This is a genomic window from Flavobacterium lacus (assembly GCF_003268815.1).
Taxonomy (GTDB): domain Bacteria; phylum Bacteroidota; class Bacteroidia; order Flavobacteriales; family Flavobacteriaceae; genus Flavobacterium; species Flavobacterium lacus.
The window spans coordinates 61,203-76,739 of record NZ_QLSV01000005.1 but is presented as its reverse complement, the minus strand read 5'-3'; the positions used below and the strand labels follow the sequence as shown (position 1 = coordinate 76,739).

Below are 15,537 nucleotides of genomic sequence, written 5' to 3'. Positions count from 1 at the left end.
AAAACCGTGCTATCCTAAATAGAATATTGATACACTGCCTGCTGGCAATTGTGTTGATTTTTTCAAGCTGTGCCGACTTTGATGCAATAATGAATCCAGATAATATTGATTTATTTTCTAAGGATCAAGCCGGAAAAAACGGTGTATTAAAACACTACTCAGACACCGACTTGAATCTTCCTCCTTTGGTTGAATACATTGTAGATTTTGAAAACCCGATGAGCGTGAAATACAGTAATCACCTCAAAAAGGTCTCCAATTATACTAAAATTCCATTTAAGAACATCAACATTAAGGCTTGGAATGCAAATTTAGAAATTGCTCCTTCAACCCGTGTTTTGTGTGTATTAGAAACAAAAAAGCTAACGGATGAATCGGTGGCTAAAATTTTAAAATTCGTTTCAGATGGTGGAACACTTTATCTACCATTTGCCTGCGATGATAAACGTTTTGGTTTTATGATTGGAATGAAAATAAATTCAGATTATTTAACCGATGTAACTTCGTTTGGAATTAATTTCAAAGAAAACTTTTTACCAACTTTAGCAGGAACTTCTTCCCGAGAATCAATCATTCATTTTGGAATGAGCGGTGAAAATTTTGATATGTCAAAAATAAAAGTTCATGCCACGGCGATTAATAACGCATCATTTCCCACCATTTTGGAAAATAAAATTGGAAAGGGGAGGGTCATCAATTTGAATTCTACCTTTGAATTTGAAAAAATGGATAGAGGATTACTGTTTTCAGGAGTTATGATAGGTTTAGAAGGCATTCCGTACCCAATCGCAAACACTAGCACTATTTTTTTGGACGACTTTCCTTCACCTTTGTATGATACAAAAATGGAACCTATTAAATCAGAAATGAATCTTTCTATCTCTGATTTCGTTAGAAAAGTTTGGTGGCCAGACATGAAGGATTTAGCTAAAAAATACCAAATGAGCTACACCGCAATTCCGGCTTTTGATTATAATGTAAAAACAGAACCCCCATTTCTTTTTAGTCAATGGGATGCTAAAAAAGTTTCCAATGATGGTAAAGTAGAACCCGTTAGTAGTTGGCTAATGAGGGATTGTATTAAAACCGGACATGAGTTAGGATTTCATGGTTATAATCACGTTTCTCTTATTAAACGAGATTGGAAAAAACCGGAATTCATTGTGACAGCATTAGAAGGTGTTCAAAAAAAATGGAAAGTAAGTAACTTCGGTGATTTACCTATTTCGTATGTTCCACCATCCAATTATATTGATCAAATGGGGTTAAAAAGGCTCAAAGAAGGTCTACCTTCCATTAGTTTTATGTGCAGTTTGTATTTGGGAGAAACGTATGATGGAGGAAATCGTGAATTTGATTTTGATCCCTATCACCACGGGATGTTTGATTATCCCAGAATTTCCAGCGGTTTTGAAATTGATAATAATTCAAAATACAACATTCAATCGCTGTACTTGTATACCGGAATTTGGAATCATTTTGTTCATCCTGATGATGTGTATCAAATTCCGAGTCCATTTAATAAAAGTGCCGGTGATTTTGAATTGCGAAATGCAAAAGGATTAGGCTGGAAAAAAACAAATGGAAAACCGGGAGGTTTATTCAACCAATTTGATAAATACCTAAAAGAGTTTACAATGGCTTTTCCTCAATCTCGTTTTTTAAATGCAGGCGAAGGTGGTTTTATTGCATTGGATTGGAGAGCCTCAAAATTTAACCACAAAACGTATGATGGGAAATACATTGTAGAAGAATTAAACCCGGAAAATTCGCTCTCAAACAGCCAATATTGGTTTTTATACGGTTCTGATGAAAATTCCGAAAACATTGAACTTCAGTTAAAATCAATTGCGGTAATCTATTCTAAAACAAAGTACTTAAATGGTTATTTGTACTCTGTTTACACCAATGAACCTATCATTAACATCAAAGATTACCGCGAATATAAAGACAAAGAATTAGACTTTATCTACAGTAAAGTTAAAAATGATTATTATGCGTATGCCTCTAAAGTAAGAGAATTTGAAAAAGGTGAAGAAAATAATCAAAATTATGAAGAGCAAATTCGGTTAGAAAAAGCGGCATTAAAACAACGAATGCTCTCAGAATCAATAATTGATTACCCAACTTGGAATCAATATGCTGAATATATGTCTTGGGATAATAAAGGAGACGAGGTATGGAAAATGCTTGAGCAACACTGTGCTAAATATCCCACTATTGAAAATGTAATGTATTCGGTGGAGTTAGAAAAGCTGATTGGCTATCCAAATGATTTAGTAATGGAAAAATGGATAAACGCTCAATTGTTGGTGAACCCAAGGGACAAGGATTTATTAAACAATTATGTAGCCAATTTTAACACACCCGAAAATAAAGAAAAAATAAAACAAGCGTTAATTGCACTTTTAAGTGTTGATACCGGCAAACAAAGTTTTTTTAATTATTTGCAACATTTATTATGGTATGAACCACAAGCAGCTTTAGTAGAATTAGAAAAAATTGACCCGTCCGAGGAGTATCGTGAATTGGCAACTAATATTACTTGGCTTTATGCTAATGAAAAAAATTATCAAAAAGCCTATGATTGGTCGTTTTATAGTAATGAAATTGATATTGCCAACAAAATGGAATGGCTTTTTCAGTTGAAACAATATGAAAGTCTTGTTAATGAATATAAAAATTATATTGAAAATAATCTACACGATTATAAAACAAAAGCGTTGATGGCAAATTACTACCATGATATGGGTAAGTTTAAAGAAGCATGGATTCTTGCCAGTGAACTTCCTGAATCAAAAGAAAAAGAATCACTCAGAAAATCATTAAATGCTGATGTTGTTTATCAAGATGAGTTTTTACAACAAGATTTATTAGCCAATTATCAAGCATTGTTTTTTGACAATGTTAGATTGGCTGTTACCAAAACCAACCGATTAAAATATGGTAATTTCATAGAATCTGAAAATGAAATTCAAACCAATCGTGACCGAATGGCTTTGTTAACAACAAGACATTCCTATAATTTTTATGATACAAAAAAGAACCTTCATCGATTTGCTGCGACGTACTCTGAATTTTTCCCATTAATTCGTTCTACTGTTGATACAATTATAATTTTTCCACGCCCCGCAAATAGAAATGAAAATGAACAATTGATAATTTCGGATGATAATATATTTACCAGAGTTTATGGGGTAGAATACCAATATAAAAACCCTTTTTCATACGAAAAATATCAATATTGGTCTAGAATAAGGTTTGAAATGGATAATTTTGAAAACACCTATTTTCAGTTTGGAGCAGGTGTAAACAAAACATTCAAGAAAAACTTCAGCTCGGCACAAGTAAATGTATTTCCGGTTCAAACCGCTCCCGGACATGCTAAAGAAATTTACCATGTTCAATCGGTTCTGTACCAAAGTGTTTACTTTATGAAGAAAATTAACGCTACATTGGGAATTGAATCGAATTATTACACAAAAAGTAAGGATAACACCGATTTTGTAACCGATAATAATATTGATATCTCTGCAACGCTTCGGGTTGGATGGGATGATGGAGAACCTAAAAAATCAAAATTTATACCGTTTTTAGAATATTCCATTCAAACTGGTTCAGCCGATTTAAGTGATGGCTATCCGTATTGGATGCTAGACGGCCGCTTATTCGGTGGAGGAGGACTAAGTTTTAACTATGGTTTGGAGGCAAATGATTTTAAAGCAAAGCTAGAAGCTGCTTACTTTTTTGATGACTATGCAGAGGTTTTTCAACGATTTTCAGGAACGGTTTCCTATCGATTATTTAATTATACTGCTTTAGTCGCTGGTTTTGAAGTGTTTAATCAAGAAAAATTCTATTCTAATTCCATACAATTTGGTTTAAAACATAGTTTTAAAGAAAAGAATCGGACTAGATAAAAAAATGATGAAGTACATTTTCTGTACTTCATCATTTATAAAAAACATGAATTTTATTTTAGTGTTTTACAATAAATCGTCGGGAATCATTGATTTCCCCATTATTAAACTGAATGATATAAACTCCATTGGATAGAACTTGCGTATCAAAACTTACTTTATTTCCGTTATGAGTTGCATTTAATTTTATTTGTTGACCTAACGAATTGTAGATTTGAAAATTATATTCAGAAGCAGCATCCATTTCTACAGTTAATTCGCTATCAGCTGGTACAGGATGTAACACTACTTTTAAACGATTATTGTCAGCAATACCAAGAGTTTGAGTGATTTCTATTTTATGGTCCAGGCGGTTGTAGCCCGTTGAAGATTCCCACATATTAGTATTTGCAAATCGAATGGCATACTCCGGTCTGTTTGCTAACGAAGCATAGGCATCTGGTAAATGCAAAAACAGATCATAATCACCCGGAATAATTCCTTCAGGCAAAGTCAGATTTTCTGAAATAGTAACTTCACCTTGCCAACTTCTTGGGTCAGAATCCAACATAATTGGGAAAACTTCATTAGTTGCTGTGTTTTTTAAAACAATATAGGCATATCGCTCATTAAAAGGGGCAGCATATCCTACGTTATTTATATTTAACGTAACAGATAATTGATTATTCAATGCAATACTTTGAGGCAAAACAGCACTGGTTAGTTGAAAACGATACCCAAGATTTTTTTGAATTTCTTGGTAACAATCGCCTGTTTGCCAACCGTTAATGACACTTGGATGATAATCTAAATTAAGGTAGGACCAATGGAATTTAGCCATTTCAAATTGAGCGGTTTCACAATTTGTTCTCGACTCAAATACGGCACATGTTTCTCCTCCCATAGGAACAAATTGCGTTTCTTGATCCAAATAAGGATATTCTGTATTTACATTTGAATAGGTCCCTACATCAGTATTACTGGATAAAAAGCAATCATTATGATGACCAATTCTGGCCAAACTTGAATTTGAAAATGCTTGACTTGGTGGGAGAGGAGTAGGTGTATTATACATTTGTTGTTTCATTTTCGGATAACGAATTTGAACTGCTCTTGTGTTTGGTAAAGCACTTAAAATGGCATCCGTGATATTTTTTCTGTGAGCATAATTGGCCGATGTTAAACTGGTTTGATTATAACCCCAACCACCAAATTCTGCTTGATCAGTATAATACCATTCACCCCAAGCTCCAATAAATCCGGCTTGCATCACTGCTATAACGTCTGCATTAGCAATCAATAACGGTCTGATTTGATTAATATGTTCCAGCATTCTGGCTTTTGTTGCATCTAAAACAACACCATCGCCATAATCGTCTGAATAGGCAAAACGAATCACACTTTTTAATCCGGCATTTCGAATGCGATTAAAATCCGTTTGCATATTATCTAAATAAGATTGTGGAATGGGAGTATTGACATAATCATTTAAATAAAAATACCGAAAAACCAATGTAATGTTTTGATTTACACGAAAGTTTGTCAATGAAGATTGATTCAAAAGATTATAACCATTCGTAGAGGAAGACTGTGTGTCACTGTACTTATAAAATCCACGTTCAGGATTCGGAAAGTTCGCACTCGAAGCAGTATAGGTTACTGTCGTTGTCTGTGCACCGCCGTAAATAAACAGAAGGGCACCAAAAAAGGTAAAAACTTTTCTCATAGTAGTAGGTTAGTTTTGTGCTAAATTTGGGTTAGCGGATTAAACGTTTTAGTTTTATTAGTATAATACAATGTTGTGGCTCATTGTATTATGAGTTCAAATATAGATGAAATGTGCTTTTTTACCGATGAAATACGTTAATAAAAAACCTTAAAAATCGATAAAATGCATGTTTTGTGAAATTATATAAGATTAAGATGATAAATAATTAAAATTTTATGTAAGTTTTGAATCACTTTTTTCAAAATTTGTGAGAATTATGAAGCTCTAGTTATCAACGATTTAAGAAAATGATTACGTTGAAGATTTGATTTTTTCTTGTTTTGAAAATTTGAATAATTTTTTAGTCATTTTTTGTACTTTTATTACTGCAAGCACTAACTATTTTCGTCCTAAAATTTGAACACTTTTTTGAGGTAGATGTCAGGTTTAAAAATGAGTTATTTAGTATTCAATTTTGTTTTAATAATAGACAGGTAGTAATAAAAATTAATAGTATATTTTAAACTATAATTTATATTATGTAAAATAGAGTATTTTGTAAAAGGACCTCAAATCCTTCTATTACTGATAAATACAACTAGTAATGACACAAGAAGAAATGCCAACGCTATTCCCATACTGTTTATTACTACACGCGTACAACCTATTGCATTTATATCCAAAAACGGATATGGATAGTGATTTGAATAATTTCCAATCAATAAAACTGTAATTAAATAGAGTATCGGAAAAATTAAAATTTTAAAAATGAATTTATACGAGATAGAAATTTTGTTTTTAGCCATAAACCAATACAGTACAAATAGTATCGGATTTACAACATGTAACAATTCATCAACAATTCGCTGCAAACCGGTTGGATCCCAAATAAAACGTAAAATAATATTATAGATTATGGCTACAATACTAATGTAAACCGCAATGGCTGTGTGTACTTTATACGATTTAAAAAAGGAAGAAGAATTAAATAAGTTTGATGTAAAACACATCAACACTAAAATATTTGACAATATCGTAAAAAAAGTAAAAAATCGAACAATAGTATCAAAGACACCATCTTCTCTATTTTGAATCATGATTATGAATTGAGTAATCAATGAAAACCATCCTAACAGGAATCCTAAAATCAAAATAAATTTTTTATTTTGCATACTATTCTATTTTTGATAAAGTTAATAAATCTGTTTGTAAATTTGAATCTACGCTTAGAATTTATGTAACTTTATAACTGTAATTAATGATGGTATGAAAAACTCAATTGCTGAACGAATAGCTGATTTCCTGAAAAATTTTCCTCCTTTTTTTAGTCTTACCTACGCTGAATTGGTCGGAATTTCAAAAGAAATTCAAGTCGTTCATGTTGAAAAAAATCATATTTTATTCAAAATTGGTGATAAAACGCATCCTTTTTTTTATGTGGTTAAGGAAGGTGCTATCGGACTTTCCGTTACATCCGACGCAGAAGAAGCTTTAATTGATAAATGTGATGAAGGCGATATTCTGGGTCTTCGTCCATTTTTTGCCAAAGATAATTATTTAATGACCGCCAAAGCCCGCGAAGAAAGTCTTTTATACGCCATTCCAATTGATGTTTTTAAACCATATGTGAGCCAAAATGCGGATGTTTTAAACTTTTTGCTAGAAAGTTTTGCGTCCAATACGCGAAATCCTTATGATAAAGAAAACAAAGGAAAATTGATTTCTGAAAACGTAATCTATACCGATCAAAATTCTGAAATTCAATATTTTCAACCCATTTCCTATACCAAAAATCCAATTACTGCTTCCAGAAAAGACAGTGTGAAATTAGTGGCTAAAACCATGACAAATAGTAAGATAGGCAGTGTAATTATTCAAGACAATAATCTTCCGGTTGGAATTGTAACCGACAAAGATTTGCGTTCAAAAATTGCCACAGGCCTCTTTCCTATTGATATTATGGTAGATCAAATCATGTCCTCTCCCGTTATTACGGTAGCAGAAAACATCTCAATCGCCGAAACCCAAATGATGATGCTCAAACATAACGTCGGCCATCTATGTGTTACGGTTGACGGAACGAATAAATCCAAAATTATGGGTATCATTTCTGAACATGATGTTGTGTTAGCACAAGCCAATAATCCCGGTGTTTTGCTTAAACAAACCAAACGGGCAACTCGCTCTAAAGAGTTAAAAGCCGTTCGGGAGAAACTGAATGATTTGATTCAGAATTCGATAGATAAAAATATTCCTATTCAACATATTTCAAGTATCGTTGGTGAGATAAATATCGCCATTACAAAAAGGGCTGTAGAATTAGCTATTGAAAAAATGGAGCAGCAACCCCCTACTCGATTTGCTTGGATGAATATTGGTAGTCAAGGTCGAAAAGAACAATTGTTGATGACTGACCAAGATAATGCATTAGTTTTTGAAGATGTGGACGAAGAACGCTACGACGAGGTGAAAAAATACTTCCTTGAACTAGCCGAGAAAGTTACCAAAACGCTCAACAAAGTGGGTTATGAATTTTGTCCGGCAGAAATGATGGCCAGCAATCCAATGTGGTGCAAATCGGTTACAGATTGGAATAAACAATATAATTCGTGGATTAACAAACCCGGCGAAAAAGGAATTTTAATGTGTTCCATTTTCTTTGATTATGATTTTATTGTAGGCGATGAAAAATTAGTTGATATGATTACAGAAAACATCTTTGCCAACATACATAATAACCAATTATTTTTCGCGTATTTAGGCACGGATGCATTGAAAAACCCACCTCCATTAGGCTTTTTTCGTCAGTTTTTGGTGGAAGACGATGGTGAACACAAAGATACCTTCGATATAAAAAGTAGGGCAATTATGCCATTGGTAGATGCCGCTCGTTTGTTGGTTTTAAGCCAAGACATAAAAGGGATTAATAATACATACCTACGTTATAAAAAATTAGCCGAATTAGAACCTCAAAACGTTGACTTATTTGAAAGTTGTGCAGACGCTTTTTCAACGCTTTCGCTCTTTAGAACCGAAGAGGGTTTATTAAACAGTAATAGCGGTAGGTATTTGAATTTAAATGAGTTATCGAAATCAGATAAAGTAAAGCTTAAAAACGCTTTTCAACCTATTCGCGATATTCAAGATGCTATTAAAAATCGTTTTCAACTCACTTATTTTACTTAAGTTATGGTATTTGATTGGTTAAAAAAAGTGAGCAAAGATTATCCGAAATTTTGGGAGAATTACCTCGAAACTTTCGAAAACAAACCCAATGTCTCCGACCAAAAACGATATGTGGTTTTTGATTGTGAAACGACCGGATTAGATCATCGCAAAGATGTGATTTTATCTATTGGTGCAGTGGCTGTTATAGATAGTTCAGTATTGGTGAATGATTCATTGGAACTTTTTTTAAAACAAGAACTTTATAAACCGGAAGTTGCATTTATTCATGGAATTTTAAAAGAAGGAAAAGAAGAAAAAATTGTAGAAGCAGAAGCCATCATTCGGTTTTTAGAATTCATCAAAAATGCTACCTTAGTCGGTCATAACGTGAATTTTGATATTGAAATGATTAACCAAGCGCTCAAACGATTAAACGTTGGAAAACTCAAAAATGACAGCATGGATACGGATGCTATGTATCAAAAATTTAAAGGTTTACAGGAAGATCAACATTCTAGCTTAGACGAACTTTGTAAAATCCTAAAAGTAGAAAAAAGTGACCGTCACACGGCTTCCGGCGATGCTTTTATTACGGCTTTGGTTTTTTTGAAGTTGAAGAAAAGGTTAGCTATTAAATAGTTCTTATCACTTTTTCATACCTTCCGTGGTAACTTTTTGAAATACAAACTTTCTTCCCATTCTCAAGGATGTAAGGAATCTCATTTTTTTTAAATAGCTGAACTGATGATGAAATTTCAATAATTTGATTATGCAAATGATTTTGAGATGCAATTGTATGAATACATTCGCCTATTATTGATGTTTTTGCGTAAAAAACGTCGTCTTCAAAACAAACAATTCCGTTTTCAAAGTCGCAATTTTCAATTTTTAAAGGATAAAAGCCTCTAAGCCCATTTTGCTGCCGAATGATTTTGTACACTGCTTCCTTCCTACTCCATAAAGTCCAAACCATAATTGTTTGATTTTCAGAAGAAAAAATAAAATTTTGTTCGTTTGAAGTAAAAATTTTATCCAAATAGCCTTTGCGCCGCCAATTACTCTCTTTTTGAGCTAATGCTAAATCAATGACATCATTTCCAATCATTTTTCGGCTAATTTGGTTTCGATGATGGCTAAAGTCGATTTCACATCGAGCATTTTCTCCATCGATGCATTGTCTATCACAATGTCAAAAACCTCTTCAATATCCAAAATAACATCAACTAAATTGGCTGAGTTTATCTTTAAATCGTTAATGAAATCAGTAGTTTCAGACAGATTGTCAAAAGCTTCTTGATTTTTAATATAAGGTTTCACAACTGTTTTTAGTTGATCAATAATTTCTAATTTGTTCATTGTAATTTTTTTTACTAAGATAAGCATCCTATTTGAACTTTTTGAAAACAACACAGGCATTTACATCGCCAAATCCAAAACTGGCTTTGATCACAATATTTAATTCCTTGTGAATTAACTTTTTTGGGATTTTTGAAGAATCAATTGTTGCACTAATTTCAGGATGAAGATCTTCGCAATTGATATTTGGTGCAATAAATCCGTGCTTAAGTTGCAAAACAGCCGCCACACTTTCTACACTTCCGGAAGCAGAAAGACAATGTCCAACCAATGATTTTAATGAATTGATATAAGGAAATTTTTCATTGCTTAAACCTAAAGCTGCACTCCAGTTAATTATCTCTAAACTATCTTTTGATGTAGCTGTCAAATGACCATTAATCAAATCAATTTCATTTGATTGTAGTCCGGTAAATTTCAAACTGTCTTGAATGCATTTTTGCACTGCAACCGAATTAGGAGCTGTCATTGTTCCTTCGCCTCTTTGTCCGCCTGAGTTGCTATTTCCGCCTAACACTTCTGCATAAATGGTCGCTTTTCTGGCTAAAGCCGACTCTAATTCTTCTAGAATCATGGCTCCAGCCCCGCTTCCCGGCACAAATCCCGATGCTGATGCACTCATTGGCCGTGACCCTTTTTCCGGCGAATGATTGTGTTTAAAGGTACAGACTTTCATCGCATCAAACCCTGCCCAAATATACGGACCGCTATCGCTGGTGCTACCCACCAACATTCGTTTAGCTTGACCGGAAATAATTCGGTCGTAACCCATCAAAATACTTTCTGTTCCCGTAATGCAAGCCGATGAATTGGTTGAGACTTGATTGCCTAGACCTAATTTACCTCCTAAATACGCACTCACGCCACTGTTCATCGTTTGTGCCACAACCGTACTGCCTAATCGTCGGGTTTGAAAATCATCGATTTTATAAATGCTTTCTCTGAATTTTTCAATTCCTGAAGTGCCTGAACCAAAGATGGTTCCGCTATCCCAATCTGGATTTTCATTGATTTCAAAAGGCAAACCGGCATCTTTCCAAGCTTCCATTCCGGCAATAACGCCATATAAAATTCCGGTTGAATTGAAGTTTCTGAGTTCTAACTCAGTAAAATACTGTTGCTTGATTGCTTCGGTAATAGTTGGTTTTCCGGCAATTTGACAGGAAAATTGTAGTCGTTCTAATTCTGCATCGTGAGTAATACCGGAAATTCCATTTTTAATTGCGTTTGTAAAATTGTCAATACCAACCCCATTGGGTGCAACAATTCCTAATCCGGTGATGACGACGCGTTTTTTCATTTTATTTTATAATTATTCCGGATAGTGTTCCATTACAAACTTCTTCATTTTGACTATTCAACATTCGAACCTTACATTTTAATTTTCCAAAACGGAAATAGACTTTTTCCGAAATTACAGTGACTTTTTCGTTTGGATAAACCGGTTTTAAAAATTCTACTTCGGATGATGAAAAGGCAATTTTGGAAAAATTTTCATCGAATGTCAGGTAAATTCCCAAACAAACCAAGCCAATTTGAGCCATCGTTTCGATTAAAATTACACCCGGCGTAATTGGATTATCTTTAAAATGACCTGTATAAAATTCTAACTTTTCATCAAATGTAAAGGTTCCTGTTACTCCATCTTCATCAATTTGAAGCAATTCATCCACAAAAAGAAACGGTTTTTGATAAGGAAGTTTACTTAAAATTAAATCGGTTTCTTTCATTGCAATTTGGTTTTAAAGGCTTTCACCACCATCAACTTTAATAATAGTTCCGTTAATCCATTTGGCTTCATCTTTACAAAGTAAATAAACCACATTGGCCACATCTTCTGGTGTTGTTAAGCGTTTAAATGGATTTCGTTTGATAGCAATTTCTTTAATTTTTTCACTATTCGGAATCAATTGAAGCGATTTGGTATCAGTCACACCCGCCTGAATACAATTACTTTTGATGCCAAATGACGCAAATTCAGCGGCAATTTGTCTTGAAATCGCCTCTAATGTTGCTTTGGCAGCACTCACGGCACCATAATTTGGGATGGGTTTTAAACTTCCTTCACTGGTAAACGAAATAATCCTTGCATCCTGATGAAACAACGCAGCGTCAAAAATCGATTTTGTCCAATCGTGTAGCGAAATTGCCATGGCATGAATGGTTAATATAAAATCGTCGTTTGTTAAGGAATTTTCAGCTGTCATACTTTTTAAACTTCCTTTGGCGATGCTGTGAATCAGGCATTTTACTTTATCAGAACCTATTTCTGATTTAATCTGACTGATGATTTCTTGACGTTTTTCAGGTTGCAAAGCATCCAAATTGAAACTTAAGAAGGAAACACCTTTTGACTTGATTTCCTCAAATTCTTGTTCAATTTCAGGTAATTCAATTCGAGTATTTCTGTGAATGATGCAAATATTCATTCCGTTCTCGGCTAACTTTTTAGCAGAAGCCAATCCTAAACCGGAACTTCCGCCAAGGATGATTGCCCAAGTATTTTCAAATTCGTTTACCATTCTACTAAAATTCGTTGTGCAGTGAATCCGGGACCGAAGCTTAACATCAGTCCTTTTTCGCCTTGCGAGGGATTTTTATTCATGATGTCTTCTAAAACATACAATACAGTAGCACTAGACATATTACCATATAAACGTAAAACTTCTTTGGTTTCATTGATGTTTTTTCCTAAATCTAGAAACAAATCTTCGACTAAATGTACGATTTTTTTCCCCCCCGGATGAAAAATTAAATGGTCGATGTCAGCAATAGATATATCGTTTTTTTCTAAGAACGGATGAATTATAGCTGGAAAATGCTCGCCAATGGTTTCCGGAACTTCAATGTCTAAAACCATCTTCAATCCGTTGTTTGTCAATTCAAAACCCATCATGTTTTCTTTATCATAAAAATGATACATCGCCTCATCAACAATGGTCGGACCAATTTCATCTTCATGAGAAGACAACAAAACACAAGCCGCTCCATCGCCAAAAATAGCAGCACTGACAATGTTTGCCATCGAAAAATCATCCAACTGAAAGGTTGCGGTTGGGCTTTCAACAGCAATGACGGCTGCTTTTTTATTTGGATTTTCTTTGAGAAAATTTTTAGCGTAAATCATCCCGGAAACCCCGCCAACGCAACCCATTTCCGTTACCGGAAGTCGGACAATATCTTGTTTTAAATGTAATCGGTTAATCAAATAAGCATCAAGAGACGGAATCATAATTCCGGTGCAACTCACGGTGATGATATAATCAAGTTCTTCGGGTTTCCAATTGGCTTGATGTAAAGCTTTTTTTAAAACTTGTTCGCCCAAGACAATCATTTCACGGGAATAAATAGCATTTCGCTCTTCAAAAGAAGCAAGTGAAAAAACCTCTTCGGGATGCATAATAGAATACCGTTTGTCCACATTGGCTCCTTCAAAAATTTTTTTGACTTTTCGGATAAAACGATCATCTTGACCGGCTAACCAAACATCCAAAAACGGAATAATATCAGCTGTTTCGCGAGAATATTGAGGCAGTTGCTTGGCAACAGTTTTTATTTTAACGGGCATAATTTTTTGTTATTTCCAAATAATCCATTGGTAGCGAAACGCCCATTTCCATTGAATCGTTTGTTTTAAAGCATTAATTTTTTTTGAAAATTCGGTTAATTCCTCTTTTTTAAATCCACGTAAAATAGAAATTAATCCGTCATTTCTTGACATAGTATTCAATCTAAAAACGAAGCAAACCAATTGAAATAATCGATAAGCAATTTTAGAACGGTGTAAATCGTTGATGACGATTCCTAGACGACTTTGATTTGTAAATAAATTTATCAAATAATCTATTTGTTTATTTTTAAAATGATGTAATGTCAACGTGCACAGTATAATATCATATTTTAATTCACTAAAAGATTCACCAAAAATATCTTCACACTGATAGCTGATTGTGGGGTAATTTACGGATAACTTTTTGGCATAATCAATAGTAAACGAATTGGCATCGACACCAATGAGTTCAAAATTCAATTTATTTTGATTAGCAAAATTGGCTAGTGTTCGCAACATATCGCCGTTTCCACAACCAACATCTACGATAACAAATTTATCTGTAGTATTGTTTTGAAGCAATTTTTGAACGCCTTGTAAAGTTAGCGTATTTCCGCCAAGCAGTTGATTGATTGCCGCAATTTTATCTAATGCTTCAAGCAGTTCGGAACCTTGAAGTTCAAAATCATCCATGATTTCCTCGGCTTCAGTGCGAAATTTAGTTTGAATCAGCATTATTGAATTGGCTTTCCGTGTGTTTTTTGAATGATGTAAGGTAGTAATTTTGGGAAGATAATTAGCCATTTCATCAGCAGATTACTCAAAAAAGGATTGAGTAACAGTTTTGAGAGTTGTTTACCTATTTTAATTCTAGAATTAAAATTGAAATTCCATTCATTAATGTAATTCACCTCCAACTCTTTTCGATTTATTTTTCCATTTAGAAAATCAATTGTGCAACCGCTGGCAATTTTTGCACTGTGAATGGCCATCGCCATTCCGTTTCCGCAAAGTGGATGGATTAATCCGGCTGTATCGCCCAGCATCAGAATATGATTTTCCACTTGCTCTTTCGTTTCAAAAGAAATCTGACTGATGGTTAATGGTTTGTCAAAAAGCAGTTCTGAATTTTCAAAAATAGCTTTCAGTTTTGGATTTTTGTTTAAAACGTTGAGTTGAAAATCTAAAATTGATTTGTGTTTTTTAAAAGATTCATAGTTAGATAGATAACAAATATTGATAAGGCCATCTTCCACTTTTGAAACACCGCAATAACCACCTTCAAAATTGTGCAATGCGACTAAATCATTTGGAAAATCGCCCTTGTAATGTGCTTTTACGCCTAACCAAGGAGATTTTTTTTGAATGAAATTCCGCTGCAGTTTGACATCTAAATTGGAACGTTTTCCAAAAGCTCCTAAAACGACTTTGGCTTGGAAAGTTTCGTTATTTTCGGTTTGGATGGTAAATGAATCCTCCGAAAATTCAATTTCATTTACTTGTTGATGAATAATTAGACAACCAAATTCTTTTGCTTTTTCATAAAGATAATGATCTAATTGATAACGACTTATTCCAAATCCGCCCAAAGGTAAATGAGCTGAAATTGATTTTCCGGATGAAATAGAGATCGTTGTTTTATCAATTGAAGTTGGATTTAGCTCAGAAATTTTTAAACCCAATAGATTGAAATAAGGCAAAACTTCGTTCGAAATAAATTCGCCACAGACTTTGTGTTTTGGATAAGTATTTTTTTCAAATAGAACAACTAATTTTCCTGCTTTGCACAAATGAATCGCTGCCGTTAATCCGGCGAGTCCACCACCGATGATAGCTATTTGGGGAATTGGGTTCAT

At 33.8% G+C, this 15,537-nt stretch carries 13 protein-coding genes; 3 read left to right on the top strand and 10 right to left on the bottom strand.

Annotation, left to right across the window (positions count from 1 at the left end):
- Nucleotides 1-89 precede the first annotated feature (89 nt).
- Entirely contained in the window at nucleotides 90-3,920 is a 3,831-nt protein-coding gene (locus B0I10_RS06295; RefSeq protein ID WP_181456906.1) for a DUF2194 domain-containing protein, read from the top strand.
- A 58-nt stretch (nucleotides 3,921-3,978) separates the two neighbouring features.
- On the opposite strand, the gene B0I10_RS06290 is transcribed toward B0I10_RS06295, so the two are convergent.
- The gene (locus B0I10_RS06290; RefSeq protein WP_112085657.1) at nucleotides 3,979-5,625 is read right to left on the bottom strand and encodes a DUF4832 domain-containing protein; all 1,647 of its coding nucleotides are present in this window, start codon (nucleotides 5,623-5,625) and stop codon (nucleotides 3,979-3,981) included.
- A gap of 551 nt (nucleotides 5,626-6,176) precedes the next feature.
- The gene (locus B0I10_RS06285; RefSeq protein ID WP_112085656.1) at nucleotides 6,177-6,779 is read right to left on the bottom strand and encodes a Pr6Pr family membrane protein; all 603 of its coding nucleotides are present in this window, start codon (nucleotides 6,777-6,779) and stop codon (nucleotides 6,177-6,179) included.
- Between the two features lie 94 nt (nucleotides 6,780-6,873).
- On the opposite strand from B0I10_RS06285, the gene B0I10_RS06280 reads away from it, so the two are divergent.
- Complete coding sequence (locus B0I10_RS06280; protein ID WP_112085655.1) at nucleotides 6,874-8,793, top strand: DUF294 nucleotidyltransferase-like domain-containing protein; 1,920 nt, start codon at nucleotides 6,874-6,876, stop codon at nucleotides 8,791-8,793.
- 27 nt (nucleotides 8,794-8,820) lie between these two features.
- Nucleotides 8,821-9,414 (top strand): 3'-5' exonuclease, encoded by a 594-nt coding sequence (locus B0I10_RS06275; protein ID WP_245942956.1) that lies wholly within the window; start codon nucleotides 8,821-8,823, stop codon nucleotides 9,412-9,414.
- On the opposite strand, the gene B0I10_RS06270 is transcribed toward B0I10_RS06275, so the two are convergent.
- The 8 genes from B0I10_RS06270 to B0I10_RS06235 are packed head-to-tail and all read right to left on the bottom strand — an operon-like array spanning nucleotide 9,407 to nucleotide 15,537.
- The gene (locus B0I10_RS06270) at nucleotides 9,407-9,880 is read right to left on the bottom strand and encodes a 4'-phosphopantetheinyl transferase family protein (protein ID WP_112085653.1); all 474 of its coding nucleotides are present in this window, start codon (nucleotides 9,878-9,880) and stop codon (nucleotides 9,407-9,409) included. The two genes, B0I10_RS06275 and B0I10_RS06270, sit on opposite strands and share 8 nt — an antisense overlap.
- Nucleotides 9,877-10,131: an acyl carrier protein gene (locus B0I10_RS06265; RefSeq protein WP_112085827.1), complete on the bottom strand. Its 255-nt coding sequence runs from the start codon at nucleotides 10,129-10,131 to the stop codon at nucleotides 9,877-9,879. Before B0I10_RS06265 ends, B0I10_RS06270 begins: the two co-directional genes overlap by 4 nt.
- Before the next feature lie 28 nt (nucleotides 10,132-10,159).
- Nucleotides 10,160-11,431 (bottom strand): beta-ketoacyl-[acyl-carrier-protein] synthase family protein, encoded by a 1,272-nt coding sequence (locus B0I10_RS06260; RefSeq protein ID WP_112085652.1) that lies wholly within the window; start codon nucleotides 11,429-11,431, stop codon nucleotides 10,160-10,162.
- 1 nt (nucleotide 11,432) lies between these two features.
- Nucleotides 11,433-11,861 carry a 3-hydroxyacyl-ACP dehydratase FabZ family protein gene (locus B0I10_RS06255; protein WP_112085651.1) on the bottom strand — a complete coding sequence of 143 codons (429 nt, stop codon included), beginning with the start codon at nucleotides 11,859-11,861 and terminating at the stop codon, nucleotides 11,433-11,435.
- 12 nt (nucleotides 11,862-11,873) lie between these two features.
- Nucleotides 11,874-12,653, bottom strand: coding sequence for an SDR family oxidoreductase (locus B0I10_RS06250; protein ID WP_112085650.1), 780 nt, complete (start codon nucleotides 12,651-12,653; stop codon nucleotides 11,874-11,876).
- A complete protein-coding gene (locus tag B0I10_RS06245) occupies nucleotides 12,647-13,699 on the bottom strand; it encodes a type III polyketide synthase (protein WP_112085649.1) in 1,053 nt (350 codons plus the stop codon). The genes B0I10_RS06250 and B0I10_RS06245 overlap by 7 nt, the downstream gene beginning before the upstream one ends.
- 9 nt (nucleotides 13,700-13,708) lie before the next feature.
- Complete coding sequence (locus tag B0I10_RS06240) at nucleotides 13,709-14,416, bottom strand: methyltransferase domain-containing protein (protein WP_112085826.1); 708 nt, start codon at nucleotides 14,414-14,416, stop codon at nucleotides 13,709-13,711.
- A complete protein-coding gene (locus B0I10_RS06235) occupies nucleotides 14,416-15,537 on the bottom strand; it encodes an NAD(P)/FAD-dependent oxidoreductase (RefSeq protein ID WP_112085648.1) in 1,122 nt (373 codons plus the stop codon). Before B0I10_RS06235 ends, B0I10_RS06240 begins: the two co-directional genes overlap by 1 nt.